The sequence below is a fragment of the Bartonella sp. AP150HLJHH genome (assembly GCF_042196385.1).
In the GTDB taxonomy this organism is placed as follows: domain Bacteria; phylum Pseudomonadota; class Alphaproteobacteria; order Rhizobiales; family Rhizobiaceae; genus Bartonella.
Map to the genome: position 1 here is coordinate 1 of NZ_JBHIQC010000002.1, position 23093 is coordinate 23093.

At 37.6% G+C, this 23093-nt stretch carries 18 protein-coding genes and 2 pseudogenes; 9 read left to right on the forward strand and 11 right to left on the reverse strand.

Going from position 1 to position 23093, the window contains the following annotated elements:
• A pseudogene (locus ACFING_RS01245) lies at positions 1-4904 on the reverse strand (pertactin-like passenger domain-containing protein); the annotation flags it as partial.
• 566 nt (positions 4905-5470) lie between these two features.
• Here ACFING_RS01245 and ACFING_RS01250 point away from each other — a divergent pair.
• On the forward strand, positions 5471-6760 hold the full coding sequence (locus ACFING_RS01250) for an MFS transporter (protein WP_375620745.1): 1290 nt from the start codon (positions 5471-5473) through the stop codon (positions 6758-6760).
• Here the strand turns inward: ACFING_RS01250 and ACFING_RS01255 are convergent.
• Genes ACFING_RS01255 through ACFING_RS01265 form a run of 3 tightly spaced genes read right to left on the reverse strand, consistent with a single transcriptional unit; the run spans position 6757 to position 7635 of the window.
• Positions 6757-7023: a hypothetical protein gene (locus ACFING_RS01255; RefSeq protein WP_375620744.1), complete on the reverse strand. Its 267-nt coding sequence runs from the start codon at positions 7021-7023 to the stop codon at positions 6757-6759. The two genes, ACFING_RS01250 and ACFING_RS01255, sit on opposite strands and share 4 nt — an antisense overlap.
• Positions 7010-7189, reverse strand: a complete 180-nt coding sequence (locus tag ACFING_RS01260; RefSeq protein WP_375611245.1) for a hypothetical protein — start codon at positions 7187-7189, stop codon at positions 7010-7012. Before ACFING_RS01260 ends, ACFING_RS01255 begins: the two co-directional genes overlap by 14 nt.
• Complete coding sequence (locus tag ACFING_RS01265) at positions 7189-7635, reverse strand: DNA polymerase III subunit chi (protein ID WP_375620743.1); 447 nt, start codon at positions 7633-7635, stop codon at positions 7189-7191. The genes ACFING_RS01260 and ACFING_RS01265 overlap by 1 nt, the downstream gene beginning before the upstream one ends.
• Positions 7636-8042: 407 nt before the next feature.
• Between ACFING_RS01265 and lptF the strand changes: the two genes are divergently transcribed.
• The 6 genes from lptF to rsmA all read left to right on the forward strand — a co-directional run bounded on the left by lptF (position 8043) and on the right by rsmA (position 15582).
• On the forward strand, positions 8043-9233 hold the full coding sequence (lptF, locus tag ACFING_RS01270; RefSeq protein WP_375620742.1) for an LPS export ABC transporter permease LptF: 1191 nt from the start codon (positions 8043-8045) through the stop codon (positions 9231-9233).
• Positions 9230-10321 carry an LPS export ABC transporter permease LptG gene (lptG, locus tag ACFING_RS01275; protein ID WP_375612925.1) on the forward strand — a complete coding sequence of 364 codons (1092 nt, stop codon included), beginning with the start codon at positions 9230-9232 and terminating at the stop codon, positions 10319-10321. Before lptF ends, lptG begins: the two co-directional genes overlap by 4 nt.
• Complete coding sequence (locus ACFING_RS01280) at positions 10322-12682, forward strand: LPS-assembly protein LptD (protein WP_375629336.1); 2361 nt, start codon at positions 10322-10324, stop codon at positions 12680-12682. It begins immediately after the preceding gene.
• 109 nt (positions 12683-12791) lie between these two features.
• The gene (locus ACFING_RS01285; protein WP_375620739.1) at positions 12792-13748 is read left to right on the forward strand and encodes a SurA N-terminal domain-containing protein; all 957 of its coding nucleotides are present in this window, start codon (positions 12792-12794) and stop codon (positions 13746-13748) included.
• Positions 13748-14761, forward strand: coding sequence for a 4-hydroxythreonine-4-phosphate dehydrogenase PdxA (gene pdxA / locus ACFING_RS01290; RefSeq protein ID WP_375629338.1), 1014 nt, complete (start codon positions 13748-13750; stop codon positions 14759-14761). The genes ACFING_RS01285 and pdxA overlap by 1 nt, the downstream gene beginning before the upstream one ends.
• Positions 14752-15582 carry a 16S rRNA (adenine(1518)-N(6)/adenine(1519)-N(6))-dimethyltransferase RsmA gene (gene rsmA, locus ACFING_RS01295; protein ID WP_375620737.1) on the forward strand — a complete coding sequence of 277 codons (831 nt, stop codon included), beginning with the start codon at positions 14752-14754 and terminating at the stop codon, positions 15580-15582. Before pdxA ends, rsmA begins: the two co-directional genes overlap by 10 nt.
• 29 nt (positions 15583-15611) lie before the next feature.
• Here the strand turns inward: rsmA and gmk are convergent, their stop codons facing one another.
• From gmk to ACFING_RS01330, 7 genes and pseudogenes are all read right to left on the reverse strand, one after another.
• Positions 15612-16289, reverse strand: coding sequence for a guanylate kinase (gene gmk / locus ACFING_RS01300; protein WP_375620736.1), 678 nt, complete (start codon positions 16287-16289; stop codon positions 15612-15614).
• A 298-nt stretch (positions 16290-16587) separates the two neighbouring features.
• A pseudogene (mltG, locus tag ACFING_RS01305) lies at positions 16588-17696 on the reverse strand (endolytic transglycosylase MltG).
• A gap of 96 nt (positions 17697-17792) precedes the next feature.
• Positions 17793-19055, reverse strand: a complete 1263-nt coding sequence (fabF, locus tag ACFING_RS01310) for a beta-ketoacyl-ACP synthase II (RefSeq protein WP_375629341.1) — start codon at positions 19053-19055, stop codon at positions 17793-17795.
• 101 nt (positions 19056-19156) lie between these two features.
• The gene (locus ACFING_RS01315) at positions 19157-19393 is read right to left on the reverse strand and encodes an acyl carrier protein (protein ID WP_004860281.1); all 237 of its coding nucleotides are present in this window, start codon (positions 19391-19393) and stop codon (positions 19157-19159) included.
• Between the two features lie 261 nt (positions 19394-19654).
• Entirely contained in the window at positions 19655-20392 is a 738-nt protein-coding gene (gene fabG / locus ACFING_RS01320; RefSeq protein ID WP_375629344.1) for a 3-oxoacyl-[acyl-carrier-protein] reductase, read from the reverse strand.
• An 18-nt stretch (positions 20393-20410) separates the two neighbouring features.
• Positions 20411-21355, reverse strand: a complete 945-nt coding sequence (fabD, locus tag ACFING_RS01325; RefSeq protein ID WP_375629347.1) for an ACP S-malonyltransferase — start codon at positions 21353-21355, stop codon at positions 20411-20413.
• A gap of 77 nt (positions 21356-21432) precedes the next feature.
• Positions 21433-22020 carry an undecaprenyl-diphosphatase gene (locus ACFING_RS01330; protein WP_375620732.1) on the reverse strand — a complete coding sequence of 196 codons (588 nt, stop codon included), beginning with the start codon at positions 22018-22020 and terminating at the stop codon, positions 21433-21435.
• A 335-nt stretch (positions 22021-22355) separates the two neighbouring features.
• Here ACFING_RS01330 and rpsF point away from each other — a divergent pair, with 335 nt between their 5' ends.
• Both rpsF and rpsR read left to right on the forward strand, forming a co-directional pair.
• Entirely contained in the window at positions 22356-22763 is a 408-nt protein-coding gene (gene rpsF, locus ACFING_RS01335; RefSeq protein ID WP_375612935.1) for a 30S ribosomal protein S6, read from the forward strand.
• On the forward strand, positions 22763-23011 hold the full coding sequence (gene rpsR / locus ACFING_RS01340; RefSeq protein ID WP_375620813.1) for a 30S ribosomal protein S18: 249 nt from the start codon (positions 22763-22765) through the stop codon (positions 23009-23011). Before rpsF ends, rpsR begins: the two co-directional genes overlap by 1 nt.
• Positions 23012-23093 lie beyond the last annotated feature (82 nt).

Genomic DNA, 23093 nt, shown 5'->3' on the forward strand with positions numbered 1-23093 from the left:
CCCCCGTGCATGCGCAACACGGGCACGATCATAACTGCCAAAACCACCTATATAAAACTCTCCATTTTCCCACTCGCCTAAACCATTGATCCCCAAAACGATACCGGTCTGATCCAGTTTAAAATCTATATGCTCTGTCGCAATGCTCTCTTTAGATTTAATCGCATAAGTCCATAAAGCTGCATTCTTTTTACTTTTATCTAGAACTCCTCTTCCCGTACGTACGGTTTGCATTTCATTGTGAAAAACCATCACTGGAGCCACAGACATAGACAATACCGCATCTGTAGAGGGAGTGGTCAAAAAGTGAGAAACTGAAAGTTTCTCACTAAATTGTGGCAAAGGTTGTTCTTTATGAACTGGACGTAAAATCATTTGATCGGCTAAAGATTGAGAAGAGGTTGAAACAGCAGTTTGTTGTTTTTCATCAGAAAGAGGATGAGAACTTCCTGAACCTAAGACTTCAATAACGTGACTTCCAAGAGAGGAAACAGTTGGAGATACAAAAGCTGGAGATCTTTGATTCAAGTTTTGGCGGTTTTTTCTTCGACGTGGCAATTTAATAACACGCGCTTGTGGTGCTGCAATAGTTGAAAGAGAAGAAACTGATTGATTTTGATTTAAATGCCGCATAGATCTGCTTCTACTACGTGGTAAACTGTTGAGAAATGAAACATTATCAATAAATACTGCAGATAAATACCAAACTTTTTCACCCCCATCCTCATCAATTCTCTGTTTTAAACCATACGTATAGGTTCCGCCATCAATAGTTTTAACATTTGCACCAGAAAAGCTTCTCAGGGTAAAATGTGCGCCACCACTTTGATCAAAAATTAAATCAAGTCCTGCTGAAGAAGGATCAACAATTTCAATACCAGAATCTACGACACTTATTGTATGAAAACCACTCCCATTCTCAATAAAGAGGTAATCACCTTTTTCTTCTGCAAGGCTAACATTAAAGTTAAAATGTAGACTCCCTGCTAGATTATCAATGTAAAGCTGAGAGTAATATAAATCATCTTCAAAAGAGGTAAAAATGACTTTTCCTACACCGCTTAACTGCTGAATGCGTGTACTTTTGTCGTCAAACCCACGAGCAACGGAGTATAATTGAGCGTCTTCTCCATTTAATTCAATGTTTTCTACTATAGTTTGTTGATCATCGTCTCCAGCATCAAGATGGAGCCCACCAAAATCCTGAACTTTTATTTCTCCTCCTAATATTGCACTAGGAGAAATCCATGAATTAGCATTACCTTCAATCGTTAGATTCTTTACAATTCCACCTGCATAGACTTCTTCAACACCACCAGTGCGTAAAATGACTGTATTTGCTTCACCTCCTGCTAAAACACGCTGCACACCCTCTGAAAAGATTTCAGCATTTACAGCTAAACCGCCAGCTTTTTCTGAAAAGTTATCATCATTAGGAAACCACTTAGCAAGAGTTTGTACTCCTCCACTCATCACTTTTGTTTCCACAGCCATCCCATCATCATATACATTCTGCTGTCCCGGCGTATCACCTTGACCATAAAGTGTCGTGTTATAAGCACTGCTCCCCACAATTCCACCATTTACATAACCATTTCCGAAAACAAGCTGCTCCCCACCATAAATTTCAGCTCTCAATGCAGAGCCTCCCCCCTCCACTTTTTGTTTTCCACCCTCGTAAATAATCGTAGATTCTGAGATCCCCTGTTCCCCTACAATCTCAGTACCACCATTTTCAATGGTTGTATTTTTACTGAAACCACCAGCTTCAACATAAAGTCTTCCTGATCCCTGAATTGTATTATTAATAGACTTCTTAAGAACACCTTGCTCTCCATCATCAGAGACATAAACTACGTTATCATCACCGAGCAAAGAGCTTTGTAGAATTCCTCCTCCTTCCCCAATGCTGTAATGAATTACATCAGAGATACTAAAATCTTTTGACGATGTCATATTTTCTTCTTTTTCAGGAAGCTTATCTATAGGCGACTCCACATGAGGTGAAGGAATTACAGGAGCAGAAGTTATTTGTGATGTAGCCAAAGACCAAGTCTTTCCCCCATTATCATCTTTTGTCTTTAAGCCATACATGTAGGCTCCACCATCAATCGTACTCGTCTCTTCACCAGAAAAATCTGTCAGAGTAAAATGCGCATTTCCGCTTTGAACATGAATTAAATCAAGCTCCAAAACTAAATTCTGATCTTGTAGAGGAGAATTGGTAATTTCAACACCAGAATCGATAACACTTATGGTGTGATTACCTGATCCTTGTTTTATCAGAAGATAATCACCGCGCTGTTCTGCAAAATTAGTATGCAACCTAAAATGTAAACTCCCTGAAAGATCATTGATCTCAAGTTTGGAGTAATGTGGATTAAACACGGTAGAAGTAAAAATAACACGACCATTCCCACTCAGATTCTCAATCAAAGAACTTTCACCATCCATCTTGGAAGCAATCGCGTACAATTTTGTATCTCTGCCATTTAAAACAATTTTTTCTACTTCAGTACGAGACTGCTCTGCACCAGCATAAAGATAAATCCGTCCAGAATCATTAACCGTTGTCTTTCCTTCCAATGTTGCGCCATGATGTAACCACGATTGTGCTTGATCCTTAATGGTTAAATCTTTTACATAACCTCCTAAATCTATTGCCTGAAAAGCAGTCCCGTCTAAAAGAACGCCAATCGCGATTCCTCCCGCTAAAACATGTTGCTGTCCACCAGAAAAGACCTTCGTATCAAATGCAAAACTGCTATAATCGTTTAGATCCTCTTCTACATAAAGATTTTGTACCCCTCCTTCCATGATCTTTGTGTTAAAAACCTCTCCATCATCATACACATTCTGGTATCCTAGCACTCCATTCTCACCAGAAACGATAGTGTCATAAGCGCTGCTTCTTACCATCTCACCTTTGATATCAGACTTTCCTGAAACAAACTGCTCACCACCGTAAATTTTAGCCCCTTCAGCTTTTCCCCCCTCTTTAACCTTTTGTTGCCCACCTTTATGAACAATAGTATCCTGTGAAAGACCCTGTGTTTTAATAAGCTCAGTGCCACCTCTTTGAATTGTCGTATACAAGCTAAAACCACCGTGATAAACGGAGATCTTTCCGCTGTCTTTAACTGTATTACTAATCGAAGTTTCTCCAGTGCTTTCAACTTTCTCACTGTTACTATCAAAGCTAGGATCAGCAATCGTAACAATCATTCCCTTTTCAATTGTGCATTCTGTGAGATCATTCGATAATGAAGCTATAGCAGATGGTTGCAAGCTAAAATCAGAAAATAAAGAGGTATTTGTCTCATCAAGAGCATAATTCGCATCTAAATACCAAATTTTACCAGTACCCTTATTGTTTCTATGTTTCAAACTGTACCGATAGGTTCCGGCATCAATAGCTCTGATTTTTTCACCAAAAGTGCTTGTTAGAGTAAAATGAGCGTTTCCACTATGATCAGAAATTAATTTAAGCTTTTTGTAAGAAGAATTTGTAATTTCACGCCCAGAATCAGCCACACTTATTGTGTGAGAACCAGAGCCCCTTTTTTTAATCACAAGATAATCACTAAGATGCTTGGCAAAGTTGACATTAAAATCAAAATGTAAAGAACCTGAAAGATCATCAATATTAAGTTGAGAATAGAGCTTATTCGTCCCTAAAGACGTAAAAATAACTCTACCACTTCCCGTTAAATTCTGGACATTAACCTGAGATTTTTTACCATTATCTTCAGACGCAATAATGTATAGCTTGGTATCTTCTCCATTTAAATTAAGATTTTCTACTTCCGTAACAGCTTCACCATTTCCAGCATAAAGATAGAGGTTACCAAAATCATTAACATTTGTATTTTCACCTAATATCGCACCAGCAAAACCCCATGACCTTGCTTGATGATTAATAGTTAGATTATCCGCATATCCAGAATCATATATATTCTGAATAGCTCTATCGTATAAAGTAACTTCGCTCGCATTACCTCCTGCAAAGATATTCTGCGCACCATTTTTAAAAAGTTCTGTACTAAGTGCAAAAGCTCCTTCATTTATTGTAAAATCTTCATCTTCTGTATCGGCTGTATCAGCATCTTCTGAGAAGCCGTTATGAAAATTCTCTTTACCATCAAGATTCTGGACACCGCCTCTCATAATCTTTGTGTCAACAGCCATCCCCCACTATAGACACTTTGTAGTCCTAGCATTCCATTTTCAGCATAAATTTCGGTGTTATAAGCACTACTTGCCTTATCTTTACGCAACAAACCAGATCCAAGACTTCCCTTACCAAAAATAATCTGCTCGCCACCATAAATTTTAGCACCTTCTGCATTTGCACCACTCTCAACAATTTGTTTCCCCCCTTTTTTAACAGTAGCATATTCTGAAATGCTCAAGTTTTGGACAAACTCAATCCCACCATGCTCAATTGTCGTATCCCTGCTAACACTTGCTGCATCAATGTAAAGTTTTCCACCCTCCTGAACCGTATTATTGATAGAATATCCAGCGTCTTCATAATTAAAGCTATTTACTTTTTTACCAGAGCCCTCAGAATCACGGTCAGTAATATAAACGGCAATATCATCATAAATTATTGAATTTGTGAGTACTTCAAAGAATAGGTTTTCTAATCTCTTCCTTTCCTCTTCTGAAGGATTACTTCCTTCTGCTCTCTGTTTATTCTCTATCCTTTTTGATCCCCCCTTTTTTTCTTTTAATCCTCTCACTTCCAATAACAACTTTCTTGTCTCTTCTAGGTGTTCACTGATACTTACTGGTGTTAATAACTTTTCTCTTGGTGTAGCTACTCCATATGCACTCGCAATCTTGACAAAAAAACCACTGACCATTAACGCACAAAAACTTAATTTCAATTTGCGTTGCATTATTTACACTCCATAATTTTAAATTTACTCCCATTTAGAAAAAAGTGCATAGACCAAAACAACACAACGTAATTGCTCAACCTCATGTCTTTTAAGACAGCAAAGCATTCGATGGATTAAGCTTTGACAGATCAAATATACACCATGTGTTTTAAAATGCATGCACAACTAAAAGATTTAATTTTTTAGATACACTTTAAAAGTGTTATAATTGCATCCATGAAAAATATTTTTAATATTTTGAGACACTAAACACTGATCTACGAATAAGATTGATCCCTTAATAGATAAAAATGGCATTAAACTTTAAAGGACACAGCAATGTGAATGAGAGCTGCGTTTATAGCCATCTATTGCCATCTTCTACAGCATTTAAAGCAGTGTCTTTATCTTATTCAATTTGGATAATATATAGAGCACTTATTCATACTCATCAGCCCATAATCATTGTTCTAATATATAACGAAGTGTCATAATATTGACTCGACACTGATTTGAAATTTCTATAGTTATAGTCAGTTAACTCGTCATTTGATTTGTCATATACTGAAAGGGACATTCTATTCATGTCTATAAACTCAGAAATGAAAGCTACAAGCAACAGAAACTCCCCTCGTCGGATTTTATTTGCAAGCCTTATTGGCCCAACAATTGAATTCTTTGATTTTTATGTCTTTGGCACTGCCGCAGCTCTTATATTTCCTCATGTGTTTTTTCCAACACAAAATGATCAAATTGCCATTTTACAATCTTTCCTAATATTTGGAGCAGCCTTTTTTGCCCGCCCTTTTGGATCAGTTGTTTTTGGACATTTTGGAGATAAAATTGGAAGAAAAGCAACACTTATCGCTTCTCTTCTCACAATGGGTCTTTCAACAGTCATTATTGGTTTTCTTCCTACTTATGAAATAGCTGGGTGGTTTGCCCCTTTCCTCTTAACCTTGTGCCGTATTGGACAGGGAATTGGATTAGGAGGAGAATGGGGAGGAGCTGTTTTGCTCGCTACAGAAAATGCCCCTCCAGAAAAGCGCGGCTGGTATGCAATGTTCCCCCAATTAGGCGTTTCAATAGGTTTGTTTTTATCTATTGCTGTTTATTTGGGTCTGCTGCATTTCCTTGATCGTGAAGAACTTTTAGCCTGGGGATGGCGTATTCCTTTTATTGCTTCAGTTGTTTTTATGATTATAGGATTATGGGTCCGTCTTTCAATCAATGAAACTGTTCAATTCAAAAAAACTCTTGAAAGTAAAAAACATGTCAAAGTTCCTATCATAGATGTCTTTTTAAAATGTCCACGAATCCTATTTCTTGGAATATTTTCTGGTATGGCAACTTTTGTTTTGTTTTACTTGGTTACTACATATTTGCTAAGCTATTCAACAAACCATTTGCAATTGCCATTTCATCAAGCTCTTCAAATCGAAATTGTCGGTGCTATTTTTTGTGGGATTTTTACTGTCATCACGGGAAGACTCGCTGACCGTATTAGACGTAGAACTTTGATGATTTGGATTACAATCATCACCGGTATTTATTCTTTCGCAATTCCTTATTTCTTAAATTCTGGAGTTATAGGAGTCCTTGCAATGTCTGTTATCGGTTTATCTCTCATGGGAATGATATACAGTCCTCTTGGTGCTGTTTTGGCTTCACCATACCCAACAGCAATTCGATATACCGGTTCTTCTATTACTTTCAATTTATCTGCTATTATAGGAGCATCTCTCGCGCCTTATATTGCAGAATATCTGGTGCAACATTTCGATACATCTTATATCGGTTATTATTTGCTTCTTGCTTCTTTTATTTCACTGATTTGCTTCGTCGGATTTACAGATGATGAAATATCCAACTAAAATATAATAATGAAGAATAAAATAAGGACTGGCGGCAAAAATGCTGCCAGTTTCGTTTTTAAAGACAGGGGTTGAGGTATTTTCCACCACAATATTCCTGCAAACAAAGCACTCAAAAAGAAAAATAAAAAATCTGCAATATTGCTTATATAAGAAACAGCAAACATTTCTGATAAGATATGCGTTGTCCCCAACCATGAAACGCAAAAGAAGGCCAACATCACAGCCCATAAAACAAGCAAAATTCGATCAATAATTATCATTATGGCGTTTCGTTTTTTTAATTATAGTCCATATATTTAACATGCCTAAAAGAAAAATCACAATAAAAACCCAACGCCCTCCCCCTGAGCCTTCCGTAATAAAAAGTGCAGGATTTACTATTCCCAGTAATCCTATAAAAATCAGAACAATAGATACAAGACGCATTAAACCTGTTTTTCCCAGCGACGATCTTCAGTCTGTTGCCAATACGTTAAATTATGATTTTCCATTTTATATTTTTTCCACTGTGCACGAACGAGATTCAACTGCTCTTCACTTCTACCATCAAATATCACGACAAGCCGTTGATAAGCATCAATATCCGAACAAACAGCTCCCTCTATGAGAAAACGAATCTTTGAATCATTCGGATTTTCTTGTCCTGTCGTAAGAAATACAGGCTGAACGTTTGGATATTGATCACACTCCGTTCCATGTCCAATAAATGATTCATCAGTATAAACCCATAAATGTATATCTATAGAATCGCGTTGTTCTTTACTCACACACTGTATTGTTACTTTACCAAAACGAGCCAATGCACGCTCCACAAGCGTCGGCAAAATATCCTTCAGCGTTGACTGCGTCAAATGATAGAATAAAATATCCAATCTCTTAAGCCTTCATCATTCTTTATAAAAAAGCTAACATCTTTTTAAAAAAACTTCTATATCCCTAATACAAAGGAAACGGTTCAAGATATAAACCCTCTTTTTTGATTGAGATGCATTATCTTTTTGCACGTGTCTTTAAAAGACAAAAATTTTTATCTTCAACGTTAATAAAAAAGTTTTTTAAGTTATTTTCTAGATTCTTCTAGATTCTTTGTAGACTATAGTTGAAAATAAAATATAATGTACGGAAAATTTAAAGAGGACCTCATAGGCAATTTTATATTATTTATTTGGTAAAAATATCCAATTCATGAAAGGATATTTTTTCAAACTTTATTACATTTTAACCGAAAGCAGTAAGAATATTTGCTATCGAATTAAAAACTGAGGATTTTCCCCAATTTATGCGTATTATTGAGTTCTACATCCTGAAACGTGTCCTTGTTTTGTTTAGTTCTGTCATGATTGCAGCAGTGGGCGTTAGTTGGACTATACAAATTCTTGCACGGATAAACTTTCTCACAACAAGTAAACAAACACTCCTCACAGTCTTACAATTTTCACTCTCATTGGTTCCTTCTGTTATTTTTGTTGTCATTCCGTTTGCATTAGTCATCGCAATTACAACCATCCTCTCAGCAATGCATCAAGACTCAGAACTTGCTGTCATCAATGCCTCTGGTTTTCCTAAAAGTACTGTTTGGAAACCTATCCTTCTTCTTGCTATTGTTGCATCCTGTATCTCCTTTTCTATAGCTAATTTTGTTGTTCCTCAAGCGCGTCTTCATATGCGACAAATGCTAGCAAGCGCTCATTTTGATCTTATTAATCTATTCATTAGTGAAGGGAGCTTCCAAAAACTCGCCAATAACCTTTACATAGAAATTGGCGAACGAAATCCAAATGGAACACTTGAACGCCTTTTCATTGCCGACCAGCGTGATCCTAAGACTGATCTTTTTTATTATGCAACAGACGCATCCATTGTGAGCAATAAAAACGGCAGTTTTCTGGTTCTCAATAACGGTGAAATAGAAAGAGTCAATCATCAAAATAACAGTGTTTCAATCGTGCAATTTAGCTCATATACTTTTAGCCTAGGAGAGTTTATCCCCAGTGATAAAACACCTACTCTTTATCCAAAAGATCGGTCTCTTTCTTATTTACAAAACCCTGACCCAAAAGATCCCTACTATCAACGAAAACCACTCCAATATAAAGCTGAATTTCACCGCAGATTAACACAATGGCTCTACCCTATTGTTTTTTCACTTATTGCATTAGCAGCGGCAGGGGATGTACGCTCCCATCGACAAGCTCGTCATTCCGCAAATCTCTCGGCAATTGCCCTTTCTTTTCTGGTGTATTGGATAGGATATTTTTTCGCAGAAAAGGCAAAAAGCGATCTTGCATACGTTCCTCTCCTTTATATTATACCTATAGGAACAAGTGCATTTGTCTTTTTTATGCTTTTAACGAATCATAAAATTGGGCTTCCCACAAAAGTTAATGAGATACTTCAAATCGCTTTTCAAAAAATAATGAACAAATTTGAACATCGAAAATCTCAAGATTCCTCGGATGAAATATCATGATTGGGTGGACACTTGGACGATATTTTTTTATACGGTATCTTAAAATAACTTGTTATTTCTGGGGAAGCATTTTTGTTCTTGCTCTTTTAATCGATTTCACAGAGAATTCTGGTAGGCTATCTTCCCTTCCGCATTATACAGCAAAAGATGCATTTTTCCTCTCTGCTTTACGCATCCCTTTTATCATGCAACAACTTATCCCTTTCATTGCACTCTTTTCTGCAATGGCAACGCTTATCTCGCTCAACAAAAAACTTGAACTTGTAGTAACTCGTTCAATCGGTGTTTCTGCATGGCAATTTCTTATGCCAGCTTGTTTTGGAGCTTTTCTTTTGGGATTATTTTCAATTCTTCTCATTAATCCACTTGCTGCATGGGGATTTTCTCAAGCAGAAAAAAAGATGACTGAATGGCGCAATCACAATGTACTAACACCTCTTCACAATACAAGTATCCACTGGTTAACACAACGTACAAATTTAGGCAGAACAACCATTGGTGCCAAATCTATCACCGATCAAGGACTTTCTCTTCTCGATGCAACCTTTGTACAATACAATGACAATGCAACCGTTAAAAATTGGATTAACGCCCCAAAAGCAACCTTGACTAATGGATTTTGGCTATTAACAAATGGAACAATCTATAAAATAGGGCATCCTCCTGAAAAATTTACCGTGTTGCAAATAAAAACCAATCTAAAACCTGAATTTTTAACGGAACGTTTAGTGAATCCCGCAACTATTCCATTTTACCAATTGCCAAAAAAAATTATGATTGCACGTTCATTTGGCTATTCTGCTAATAATTTTGATATGTATTTCCAATCTTTGATTGCATTACCGGCATTGCTTGTGGCAATGACCCTCATTGCAGCAACTGTATCTTTAAATTTTACACGTTTTGGGCAATCTAGAATGTTGATTCTTGGTGGCGTAATAGCTGGGTTTATGCTTTATGTTATTTCCGTACTTGTTCAAGCTTTCGGTAATGCTGGATATATTCCACCAATTATTGCAGCTTGGACACCCGTTGTTATTGCGTTATTCTTAGGAATCTCTTTTTTACTTCATAAAGAGGATGGCTAAGTGAAAGCATTAACACTTAAAAAAACTATTTTAACAAAATTAAGTGCTCTCGCTTTTAAAAGTGTTGTGGGGGTTATTTTAGGAAGTGCTTTGTCTTATTGTGCGCACGCTCAAAGCCTTCAATCTCCTTCTCAAAGTCGCATTCAAAATCTGGAACCTCCTCTTTTGCTCTCTGCGGATGAACTCATCTACAATCGTGATGAAAACACTGTTTCTGCACACGGTAATGTCCAAATCAAATATGATGGCAATAAAGTTGTCGCTCAAAAAATTATTTACAATCAAAAAACAGGACGGCTTATAGCACAAGGGAACGTTGAAATTACTCAAAAGGATGGTAATAAAATTTATTCCAACCAAATTGATATGACCAAAGATCTTGGCGAGGGTTTTGTAAACGCCCTACGTATTGATACAGCCAACAATGTTCACTTTTCAGCCCAAAATGCTACACGCAAACACAATCACATAACAGTCTTTGAAAATGCAACCTATACAGCCTGTGAACCTTGCTCTTATAAACCAGATAGAGACGTCCTATGGAAAATTAAAGCAAGAAAGATCATATGGAATAATAGCGTCAAAAAAATTCGGTTTGAAAATAGCAGTTTTGAAGTTTTTGGTGTACCGATTATAAAATTTCCAAATTTTGAGATCTATGATCCAACTGTCAGGCGTGCTAGCGGTCTGCTTACTCCTCATTTTTTTTATACTGATTATCTCGGTATGGGGATAAAGAATTCTTATTTCTGGAATCTCGCCCCCCATTATGATTTTACCCTTTCTTCTACGGTTTATACCCAACAAGGGCTTTTAACCGAAGGGGAATGGCGTCAGCGTTTAAAAACGGGACGTTATAACATTCGCTTTGCTCATATATATCAAATGAAACCGCATAGATTTGATAATGATACGATTGATGCCCAACATAAAAACCGTTATATGCTGGCGACAAAGGGGGATTTTCGTATTAATTCACACTGGACTTATGGATGGGATATTCTTGCACAATCAGATCGGCATTTTAGTCGTGCCTATAAACTTGAAAACTATAACAATCCTACACAACTTTCTCAGATCTATCTGAATGGTCTTGCAGGAAAAAATTATTTTGATATGCGTTTTTATCATTTTAAAGTTCAAGATTCAATATTGAATGATCCTCATTATGAACGTCACTCTCGGCAAGCGTGGGTCTTACCACGCATCGATTATTTTTTCACACCAGATGAACCCATTTATAATGGAGAGCTTACCTTCCATAGTAATATGCAATCAGTTTATCGTCGCCATGCTGACTTCAGTTCACCCGACCAGAACGGAAACCCTCTCAACACAGTAAAACTTTCTGGTATGGCTGGAAATAGTTTGCGTTTAACAAACGAGCTTCAGTGGAAAAAGCGCTTCAACACGCACAACGGACTCATCTTAACCCCTCTTCTCTCTCTACGAGCTGATATCATTACAACCAATGCAAGCGAAAATCACACAGATTCTATAGAAAACAATGCCTTATCCGCAATTCATGGTTCAGCAATTCGTGGCATGGCAACAGCAGGATTGGAACTACGCTATCCCTTCCTCATTACAGCTGATCATTCTACACATATTATAGAACCAACTGCACAAATTTTTATACGCAATAATGAACAATATATTGGACAAATTCCTAATGAAGATGCTCAAAGCTTTGTCTTTGATGCAACCACTCTCTTTCAACGAGACAAATTTTCTGGTTATGATCGTGTAGAAGGTGGTACAAGAGCCAATATAGGTATAAGATATTCTGGAAGCCTTAATGATAATTGGTCTCTTTATGGTCTCATTGGACAATCCTTCCATCTAGCAGGAAAGAATTCTTTTGCAGACAAGGACTTTATCAATGTCGGTACTCATTCTAGCTTAGAGGCAAAACGTTCAGACTATGTTGCAATGTTTGGTACAACCCATAAAAGTGGTTTTTCCTTAGAAACGCGTGGACGCTTTGACAAAAAAACAGGAAAAATCCGCCGTAGTGAAATCGAAGCATCACAAAAATGGCAAAATTTTTGGGCGGCTCTACAATATGCCTATATCGCAAAGCAACCAGATTATGAATATTCTCAAGAGCGCCAAGAAATTTCTTTTCAAACAGGACTTAAATTAGCAGATTATTGGTCCATTAATAGCAACGCCGGTTATGATTTAGTATCTGGTACATTTATAAAGCGAGGAATTAGCTTGAGTTATATGGATGAATGTTTCGGGTTAACATTCGGTTATCAACAGGTAACGAATCCAGGCAGGAAAGCACCCTTGCAAAACTTTAATTTCTCTCTTTCATTGCGTACGATTGCAGATATCGGAAAAAAGATAGATTAATTTATAAAGGGAATGTATCAGTCATTTAACTTATCATTGTTTTTATGAAAGAAAGCGTGTATTTTAAGTTGTTGATGAGAATTAATAAACAATGCGAAAGCCTATTTACATGAATAAATTGAAAAAGCGTTTTCTTGCTTTATTTTATATTGCATCTTTGAGCGTAAGTAGCCTGCTAATAAATGGATTTTTGATTCCGACAGTCTTTGCGCAGACTTCTATTGTTGTTACAGTTAATGGCAACCCCATCACAAATTATGATATACAAAGACGCCTTGCTTTTCTCAGGCTACAACAAAAGCAAGGCAATTTGGTGGCACAGGCTAAAAAAGAGCTTATTGATGAAAAGCTAAAAAATATTGAAATAAAACGTCGTAATATTGAAGTAAGCAATGATGAAGTTGATAGAGCTTTTGAGAATTTTGCGACACAAAATAATATGACGATTGATCAGCTCAACCAGATTCTGATCCAAACTGAGATCACAGTGCAACACTTTAAAGATTACATCCGTGGACAAATAGGATGGGGGCGTCTTGTTAGCGCACGCTATCAAGCTGAAACAGGTATGATTAGCGAACAAGAAGCTGTACGCAGAATATTAAAAAATGGTGGTGTAAAACCTTCAACCAACGAATATACATTACAGCGAATTGTTTTTGTCATTCCTGCACATCGTCGTTCAGAGATCTTTGAAAGACGTCAAAGAGAAGCAAGTAATTTTCGCGCACATTTCCGTGGATGTGCCAATGCTCACAATCAAGCAAGAGGTATTTTAGACGTTACTATCCGCCACTTAGGAAAGTTTCTGGAGCCACAACTTCCTAATGCATGGGAACAAGCTATTCTTGAAACGCCTGCTGGAAAAATGACAAAATTACAAGAAACATCTGATGGAATCGAAGCAATTGCTGTCTGCAAAATAAAAAGAGTTTCTGATGATTATGTCGCTCGACTGATATTTTCTCTTCAAGATAGTAAAAAAAGAAGCCCGCAAAAACTTGAAGAATTAAGCGACAAATATTTAGGAGAACTGCGCCGAGTGGCACGCATTCAAAATTCATAATGGCTGCTCTTATTGTTAGCGGTGGTGATCCTGCCGGAATTGGTCCTGAAATAGTACTAAAAGCGTGGAATTTGCGTGTTACGCGCCAAATTCCACCTTTTGTACTTCTTGCTGATCCAGATGTTATTCGTTCGCGCGCTCGTTTTTTACAGATTGATGTTGAGGTGCAATCTGTTTTAATCAATAATCCTGCAAAAAATTTTCAAAACGCTCTTCCTATCATACCGTTAAAAAACAAACAAAGTGATCAATTAGGTATACCTTCATCGAATAATGCCGCTGGAATTATTGAAGCAATTAAACGCTGTGTTCAATTGATTCAAAATGGCCATGCATGTGCACTTATCACTTGTCCTATTGCAAAAAAGAGTCTTTATGATGCCGGTTTTCAATTTCCAGGTCATACAGAACTTTTAGCCGATTTAGCCCATAAAGCTTTTCATAAATGTTATCATCCAGTTATGATGTTAGCAGGACCCCGATTAAAAACAGTACCAATAACTGTTCATATTCCATTTAAAAATGTTCCTTCACAGCTTACCCGTGATTTAATTATTCAAACGGTACTTATTACTGAATATGACTTAAAAACAAGGTTTAAAATAATGTCACCCCAACTAGCTGTTGCTGGTCTTAATCCTCATGCTGGAGAAGGAGGTGCAATGGGAAAAGAAGATATTGAAATTATCACTCCTGCTATTGAATATCTTAAAAAGAAAGGACTCAATATTGCAGGCCCGCTGCCTGCCGACACAATGTTCCATGAATGCGCAAGAAAAGCATATGACGTTGCCATTTGTATGTATCATGATCAAGCCCTTATCCCTGTTAAGACATTAGACTTTGACAGCACTGTTAATGTCACGTTAGGTCTACCTTTTATTCGCACGTCTCCAGATCACGGAACTGCTTTTAACATTGCTGATAAAGGGATAGCCTCTCCCGAAAGCTTTATTGCTGCTCTTAAACTTGCAAATCAACTTGCAAAAAATAGTTTAAACCCATGCCAATAGATAATCTCCCTCCTCTGCGTGAGGTCATTAATATATATGGATTACAAGCGCATAAATCTTTGGGGCAGAATTTTCTTTTTGATCTTAATTTAACATCTAAAATTGCTCATCAAGCAGGCAATATAGAAGGAAAACCTGTTCTTGAAATTGGTCCTGGTCCTGGAGGTCTCACACGTGCCTTGCTAGCAAAGGGTGCCATTGTAACAGCAATAGAACGCGATGAGCGCTGCATACCGGCTCTCTTAGAAATAGAAAAACACTATCCTAAAAAATTAAAAGTTATTTGTAATGATGCACTGAAGCAAGACTTCTCAAAACTCTTTGAAACAAGCCCTGTAAAACCGCGCATTATTGCAAATCTTCCCTATAATATTGGGACACAACTCTTATTAAATTGGCTTTTAACTGAACCATGGCCTCCTTTTTATGAATCAATGACATTGATGTTTCAACGTGAAGTTGCCAAACGGATTACAGCTAAACCTCAATCTACTCATTATGGACGTCTTAGTGTCTTAACTGGCTGGCGTACCACTGCTAAAATTGCTTTTGATGTCCCCCCTCAAGCCTTCATACCAATACCTAAAGTAACGTCTTCTGTTGTTCATATTATTCCGCGAACACAACCTCTTGCCTGCTCTGCACAAAAACTAAGCCTCGTCACAAAAACCGCCTTTGGACAAAGACGAAAAATGCTTCGTCAAAATCTCAAAATACTTGGAGGTGAAGAGCTATTAGAAAAAGCTGGAATTGATGGAACGCGCCGTGCTGAAACGCTCTCGATTTCTGAATTTGTAACTTTAGCGCATCTAGTGCTCTAAAAAATGCACTTTGTGTTATAAAACCTTTTTTAATCACAACATTTATCGATTTTTTCAGCAATAAGCCCATCAACAAAAGAGCCAAGATAAGAACAACGCTCACGTTTTACGGTTTCAGCTAAATAAATTGATTTAATAAAAGATAAAGACTGATCTAAATCTTCGTTAATCACAACATAATCATAAGAAAGCCAATGCTTTAACTCCGTTCGTGCATTTTCCAATCGCAAATTGATGATATCTTGACTATCTTCTGCTCGACGATGTAAACGCGAAACAAGCTCTTTCATTGATGGTGGAAGAATAAAAACAGATACAGTGTCTCCTAGCATCTTTTTTTGCAGCTGCTCGGTACCTTGATAATCGATATCAAATAACATATCTTGGCCAGCATTCAATGCGTTTTCAACAGTTTCACGTAAAGTGCCATAATAATTTCCGTGAACTTCTGCCCACTCAATAAATTCATCCCTATCACGCTTATATTCAAACTCTTCCTTTGAAATAAAGTAATAATGCAGCCCATCTACTTCACTAGGACGCCTTTTCCTTGTGGTCATACTTACGGAAAGCTCTAATTGTCCCTCTTTTAGAAGTAATCGAGAAATTGTTGATTTACCAGCACCTGAAGGCGAAGAGAGAATAAATAAAAAACCGCGGCGTTGATTTATTTTTATAGCACTCAATTTACTTTCAAAGACTGTCATTACATCACTCTACTTTGTTCATAAATGTTTCTCCAAAATTTGAATTATACATTATCTCAACCTCTCCCCTAATCAATGTGTTTTCTTAGCAATTCTCAATGTTATTTTGCTCTTTTTTGAGATAAGGTATTAGCAGTATATTCACTTTTTTCTTAAATATTTTTATCCATACGCCAACCCACTTGTGACAGACAAGAAAATGATTTTTTATCATTCTCATAAAAAATTTAAATAGAAAAATTTTACTATATTTGGGATTCTCATTTACGATGCAAAAAGATGTGTTATCACTATAAATTCAATGTTTTGCCTTTAATTCTCGCCACTTGCGAACATTCATATTATGTTCCTCTAAAGTTCGAGAAAAAACATGCCCTCCTGAACCATCAGCAACAAAATAAAGTGCATCACTGATTGGTGGATGTGCCACCGCTTTTAAAGAATCTCGACCTGGATTTGCAATAGCCGTTGGGGGCAAACCATTAATTTTATAAGTATTATATGGAGTTTCCTTCTCAAGATCTGAACGATAAATTGCACGACCGGATGGTTTTCCTTTTCCTCCGAAGAGACCATAAATTACTGTTGGATCCGATTGAAGACGCATATGCTTTGTAAGGCGGTTATAAAATACCGCAGCAACCATTGGTCTTTCTGCTGCAATTCCCGTTTCTTTCTCAACAATTGAGGCTAATATAACAAATTCATCAATTGATTTAATGGGTAAATCAGGTGAACGCGTAGCCCATATAGCATGAATTAATTTTGTCTGTCCTTCACGCAACCTGTTTACAATCTCTTTACGCGTTGTTCCCCGAATAAAACGAACAGTATCCGTCATTAAATAACCTTCTGGAGGCAAAATTTTTGGAAGGTCTCCAATCAAAATTTCATTCGCAGCTAATCGATCGAAAACTTGCTGAACCGTTAAACCTTCAGGTACTGTAAATGTATACTCTATAGATTTTCCTTTCACAAGAATATCCATAATATCCTGCATCGAAGCATGAGCTGGAATTAAATATTCACCAGCCTTCAGATGCGTTGTTTTTTGGTGATAACCAACCCCATAAACAAAAATATCTGATGATCGAATGAAACCACGTTTTTCTAGCAATGAAGCAATTTCACGAATTCCGGTACCAGGATGGATAAGAACAATTTGTTCTTCCTCAATTTTTCCCTTTTCTTCAAAAATACTTTTTCCAATATAAAGAGGAATACTTATGGCAAAAAGAATAATCACAATCAGCATAAGAAAAAAATGACCGAGAATGACCAACGGATTACGGACGATAGATGATTTCTTTCGTTTTTTATGTATTAACATGTCATAACTATCTGCTAAATGATTCGAAGAGGAATCACTTACGTCCTTTAATGATTTCCATTTTTCACATCGGACATAACCCCTCAATAGCGATTAAGGATAATATTATAATTTCTCATTCACCTTATAATAAAGTAGAAAACTCAAAAGCAAAAATTAAATAAAAATACTTATTATCCCCTAAAACGTCGCATCACCAACGATGCATTTGTCCCACCAAATCCAAAAGAATTAGAAAGAATCGTATCAATCTTTCGTTCACGCGGTTTGTGTGGTACAAGATCGATTTTTGTTTCAATCGATGGATTGTCAAGATTAAGTGTCGCTGGGGCTATATTATCCCGTATAGCTAAAATAGAAAAAATAGCCTCAGCAGCACCGGCAGCACCAAGTAAATGCCCGATAGATGATTTCGTTGATGACATAGAAACTTGTGGTGCATAACTCCCTAAAACACGCTCAACAGCTGCTAGCTCTATGGAATCAGCCATCGTAGATGTACCATGAGCATTAATATAATCAAGTTCACTCACATTCACTTGTGCACGCTTAAGAGCAGCTATCATACTACGCTGAGCCCCTTCACCACTTTCTGAAGGCGCTGTAATGTGGTAAGCGTCACCAGATAAACCATAGCCAATAACCTCAGCATAAATACGCGCTCCTCGTTTTTTGGCATGTTCCAGCTCTTCTAAAACAACAACAGCTGCTCCTTCCCCCATCACAAAACCATCACGATCAATATCATAAGGACGTGACGCCCGTTCAGGATCATCATTGCGACAAGTAGAAAGAGCTCTACAAGCTGCAAAACCTGCAAGAGATATCCGATTTATCGGAGATTCAGTCCCCCCTGCCACCATGACATCTGCATCACCAAACATAATCAAACGTGCCGCATCACCAATTGCATGCGCCCCTGTTGAACAAGCCGTTACAACAGAATGATTAGGCCCCCGTAAACCATATTGAATAGACACATAACCAGAAGCAAGATTAATCAAACGACCTGGAATAAAAAAAGGAGAAACACGACGTGGGCCCTTATCACGAAGCGTATAACCAGCTTCAACAATACCCTCAACTCCCCCAATTCCCGAACCAATTAACACGCCTGTACAAATCTGATCTTCATCACTCTTAGGAAACCATTCGGCATCTGCAAGCGCTTGGTTAGCAGCAGCCATTGCATAAACAATAAATGCATCAACTTTACGTTGCTCTTTAGGTTCCATATACAAATCAGCATTATAAGTCCCCTCTGTTCCATCCCCTAAGGGGATACGCGCAGCAATCTGGCATGGCAAATCTGACACATCAAACTCTGTGATACGTCGGACACCACTTCTTCCTTCAAGAAGTCGCTTCCAACTATATTCAATATTACCAGCTAATGGAGATACCAATCCTAAACCAGTAACAACAACACGTCTCATAACTTCTAACCTTGAACTAAACTTCACCTCTCAAAGCTCTCTTTTCAAAAGAGCTCCGAAGAATATAGGCAAAAGCAATTTATGCCTTTGCCCTTTAGTAATCACGCAGAAGCTTTATCAATGAACTTGACTGCATCGCCAACTGTGAAAATCGTTTCAGCAGCTTCATCTGGAATTTCTACCCCAAACTCTTCTTCAAAAGCCATAACGAGTTCAACCGTATCAAGGCTATCAGCCCCTAGATCATCGATAAAGCTTGCATTTTCTACAACTTTATCAGCATTAACCCCAAGATGTTCCACGATAATTTTCTTAACGCGCTCTACTGTATCACTCATGTTGAAATCCTCGAATTTATATTTTCCTATAATTTGGTTAACTATATCGGTTCATCTAATCAAGCAATAGATGCATTACTTTAAAAGATTTTAGTAATGATTTAAAACATCCTGTGGATATCCCCTACAAAATGAACCAATCTGACATTCCGACATCAATTGATCAACGACCATATTAAAGAAATAGATGCATCTATCCATTTCAATCGTTACTATCTAAAATAATACAACTCATAAATCAATGTGGAATAAAATAAATACTCAAATCATTGCCATTCCACCATTGATATGGAGTGTTTGACCTGTCGTATAGGCTGCTTCATCGCTTGCTAAATAAACAGCAGCAGCGGCTATTTCTTGCCCACTTCCCATACGCTTCATCGGAATCGCAGCCATAATGGCTTCTTTTTGCTTTTCATTAAGCTTGTCTGTCATTGCGGATTTAATAAATCCAGGAGCAATACAATTGACAGTGATGTTTCGCGAAGCAATTTCTTGTGCCAATGCTTTAGAAAAACCTATCAAGCCTGCTTTTGCAGCACAATAATTCGTTTGTCCAGGGTTTCCCATAACACCAACAACAGATGTAATGTTAATAATCCTTCCATAACGGCGGCGCATCATAGAATGTATTAATTCACGCGTCAAAAGAGAAGCAGCTGTTAGGTTAACTTCTAAAACATCATCCCAGTCTTTATCTTGCATACGCACAAAAAGACCATCCCTAGTGATTCCCGCATTGTTAACCAAAATATCGACGCCATCCATTTCTCTTTCTGCAACTTCAGCCAATTGTTTAATCGATTGGCGTTCAGAAAGATTAGCGGGGAATACAAAAACATTCTGCCCTAATTCTGCCGCCACTTCTCTAAGCTTTTCTTCGCGTGTTCCATGAAGTCCAACAATGGCTCCTTGTGCATGAAAGCAGCGTGCAATTGCCTCACCAATTCCTCCCGAAGCCCCCGTTACAAGAGCTTTACGTCCTGTTAATCTAAACATTTTTTAACTCCTTATAGATTAAACGCCGAGCATACCTAGCGCTGATTCTATTTCATCAACTGTTCCAATGGTTACCCCCTTTATATCTTTGTTAATACGACGCGTTAAACCTGTTAATACTTTTCCAGAACCAACTTCAAAAAGCGTATCAACTCCATTAGCAGCGATCCATTCTATTGTTTCACGCCATCGCACCCTCCCAGTCGCTTGTTGGACAAGAAGAGTAGTAATACGCTCTGGATTGCTCTCAGGTGCAACAGAAACATTGGCAATCAAAGGAACAATAGGGGACATTTTGTTAACAGTCAAAAGTGCTTTCTTCATGGCATCAGCAGCAGGTTGCATTAAAGATGAATGAAAAGGTGCAGAAACAGGAAGAAGAAGTGCACGTTTTGCACCTTTTTTTGATGCAATCTCTACCGCTGCCTCAACTGCTTTTGCTTTACCGGAAATAACAATTTGCCCACCACCATTATCATTAGCAATCTGACATAGTCCTTCTCCAGAAACAGTTTCACAAATTTCTTCCACAATGTGCTCTTCTAAACCAATTAATGCAGCCATAGAACCTTCACCAACCGCGACAGCAGCCTGCATAGCATTGCCACGAATACGCAAAAGTCTTGCCGTATCTGTGAGAGTAAATGTACCAGCAGCACAAAGAGCCGAATATTCGCCTAAAGAATGACCAGCAACAAACCTTACCTTTTCTTCTATACGAAGCCCTAATTGTTTCATCACACGAATGACAGCCATAGATACAGCCATTAATGCCGGTTGTGCATTTGCTGTTAACGTTAAAACATCTGCAGGTCCTTCAAAAATGATCTTTGATAATTTCTCACCCAAAGCATCATCAACTTCCTCGAAAACCATCCGTGCGACAATAAATTGCTCTGCAAGCGCTTTCCCCATACCAACAAGTTGACTCCCCTGCCCTGGAAAAATAAAAGCTGCACCCATTTATCAACTCCTAAAACTGTACAATTAAATTATTTTCTTTTGACCTTATTCATCCGCACAAATCAAGATAAAGCCCTTTATTTAAAACGAATACCACACTTAAAATTATATTTTAAAGGCGGAATTTGATATAAAAACTTAGGGAAATAGGGTGCTATAAACTGAATAACACCGAAACTTATGAGACTTCCTAAAAGTGCACCTGCTAAAATATCAAAGGGATAATGTACACCCACAAAGATGCGCGCCCAACAGATTAAGCATAAAAACACTACGGCAAATTTAAAAGTAACTTTGTATCGGTAAAAATAAAAGTTAGCTGCATAAGATGCAATGGTCAAGGCATGATTACTAGGAAAAGAAGCTGTTGCACGATGTTGAATAAGCGGTGTCGTCAGCCCTACCACGAATGGGCGAGGATGAAAATAAAAAAGAGAAATGAGATAACCTATGAAAAGAGATGCACAAATACTCATGCAAATGCTTAGCACAACACACCGCTCCCTCTCCCCACCACAAAACCACAACGCACAAAGATGGAGAGGAATAATATAAATTAAAAACTTTGCACAAAAAATACTAAACAAAACTACAATCGACCAAGCTTGATGATTGCCGACAAACATTTCAAAGAGTGTAACATCAATCTGGTTTAAAAAGTCCATTTTTCCCTCCTTTGCCTTTATATTACAGTATTATCTTTTTGTAGAAGAAGGAAATATATTAAGATTTAACAAATCAATTTTTTTATGTGCATAAACTTGCTATTTTAAAAGATAACCTGTAGATATGAAATATTCGTTGCCGGCACTTTAGCTGGAGGTTGAACGGAGGGCTGTAAAATATCAGTAGGAAATACAATGTTTCCGGCCTCCCGTATCTCCGCTCTGAGATGTCTCGAATTGTAAACGCGTCCTTTCTTCTTTGGATTTCCAAAAAAGACAAGTCGCAGAGGCTTTGCGCTAAAACCGGTGAAATTTAATTGAAGAAAGGCAAAACAATGGCTCTTTATGAACATATGTTCCTTGCCCGACAAGACATTGCACCGCAGCAAGTTGATGAACTTTTGAGTCTCTACAAAGGTGTCATTGAAGCGCATGGTGGAAAAGTTGGGCGTATAGAAAATTGGGGACTTCGTCCTCTTGCTTACCGTATTCGTAAAAACCGTAAAGCTTATTATGTCTTAGTCAATATTGATGCACCAGCTTCAGCAATTGCTGAAGTGGAGCGTCAGATGCGCATCAATGAGGATATTTTGCGTTATATGACCATTCGCGTAGAAAAACACGAAAAAGAAAAATCTGCTATGCTCTCACACCTTGATCGCAATAGTCACATTGGACATGATGAAGAGCGTCCTCGTTTTCCACGTCGTCAACGTGAAAATACTATAGAAGGGGTAGAATGATGACTGATACTAATCAAAACTCTGCACGTCGCCCCTTTCATCGTCGTCGTAAAACATGTCCTTTTTCAGCGACCAATGCTCCCAAAATTGATTATAAAGACATCAAGTTGTTACAACGTTATATTTCCGAACGTGGGAAAATTGTTCCTTCACGGATTACTGCTGTTAGTCAGAAAAAACAGCGTGAATTAGCTAATGCTATCAAACGTGCTCGCTTTTTAGGCTTACTTCCGTACGTTATAAAGTAAGCAATCAATACACTATGCAACTGGAGAGTTTCTCCAGTTGCATTTCTTATATGGTTAAAAAATAGCTTGTTGTATCCTATGT

What these genes read in the sequence shown, in the direction of transcription:
- ACFING_RS01285 (WP_375620739.1), top strand. Translation starts at nt 12,792, where the DNA reads ATGAATAAATTGAAAAAGCGTTTTCTTGCTTTATTTTATATTGCATCT.
- gmk (WP_375620736.1), bottom strand. Translation starts at nt 16,289, where the DNA reads ATGACAGTCTTTGAAAGTAAATTGAGTGCTATAAAAATAAATCAACGC.
- rpsR (WP_375620813.1), top strand. Translation starts at nt 22,763, where the DNA reads ATGACTGATACTAATCAAAACTCTGCACGTCGCCCCTTTCATCGTCGT.
- pdxA (WP_375629338.1), top strand. Translation starts at nt 13,748, where the DNA reads ATGGCTGCTCTTATTGTTAGCGGTGGTGATCCTGCCGGAATTGGTCCT.
- lptG (WP_375612925.1), top strand. Translation starts at nt 9,230, where the DNA reads ATGATTGGGTGGACACTTGGACGATATTTTTTTATACGGTATCTTAAA.
- lptF (WP_375620742.1), top strand. Translation starts at nt 8,043, where the DNA reads ATGCGTATTATTGAGTTCTACATCCTGAAACGTGTCCTTGTTTTGTTT.
- rsmA (WP_375620737.1), top strand. Translation starts at nt 14,752, where the DNA reads ATGCCAATAGATAATCTCCCTCCTCTGCGTGAGGTCATTAATATATAT.
- ACFING_RS01260 (WP_375611245.1), bottom strand. Translation starts at nt 7,189, where the DNA reads ATGCGTCTTGTATCTATTGTTCTGATTTTTATAGGATTACTGGGAATA.
- ACFING_RS01315 (WP_004860281.1), bottom strand. Translation starts at nt 19,393, where the DNA reads ATGAGTGATACAGTAGAGCGCGTTAAGAAAATTATCGTGGAACATCTT.
- ACFING_RS01250 (WP_375620745.1), top strand. Translation starts at nt 5,471, where the DNA reads ATGTCTATAAACTCAGAAATGAAAGCTACAAGCAACAGAAACTCCCCT.
- fabG (WP_375629344.1), bottom strand. Translation starts at nt 20,392, where the DNA reads ATGTTTAGATTAACAGGACGTAAAGCTCTTGTAACGGGGGCTTCGGGA.
- fabD (WP_375629347.1), bottom strand. Translation starts at nt 21,355, where the DNA reads ATGGGTGCAGCTTTTATTTTTCCAGGGCAGGGGAGTCAACTTGTTGGT.
- ACFING_RS01255 (WP_375620744.1), bottom strand. Translation starts at nt 7,023, where the DNA reads ATGATAATTATTGATCGAATTTTGCTTGTTTTATGGGCTGTGATGTTG.
- fabF (WP_375629341.1), bottom strand. Translation starts at nt 19,055, where the DNA reads ATGAGACGTGTTGTTGTTACTGGTTTAGGATTGGTATCTCCATTAGCT.
- ACFING_RS01330 (WP_375620732.1), bottom strand. Translation starts at nt 22,020, where the DNA reads ATGGACTTTTTAAACCAGATTGATGTTACACTCTTTGAAATGTTTGTC.
- rpsF (WP_375612935.1), top strand. Translation starts at nt 22,356, where the DNA reads ATGGCTCTTTATGAACATATGTTCCTTGCCCGACAAGACATTGCACCG.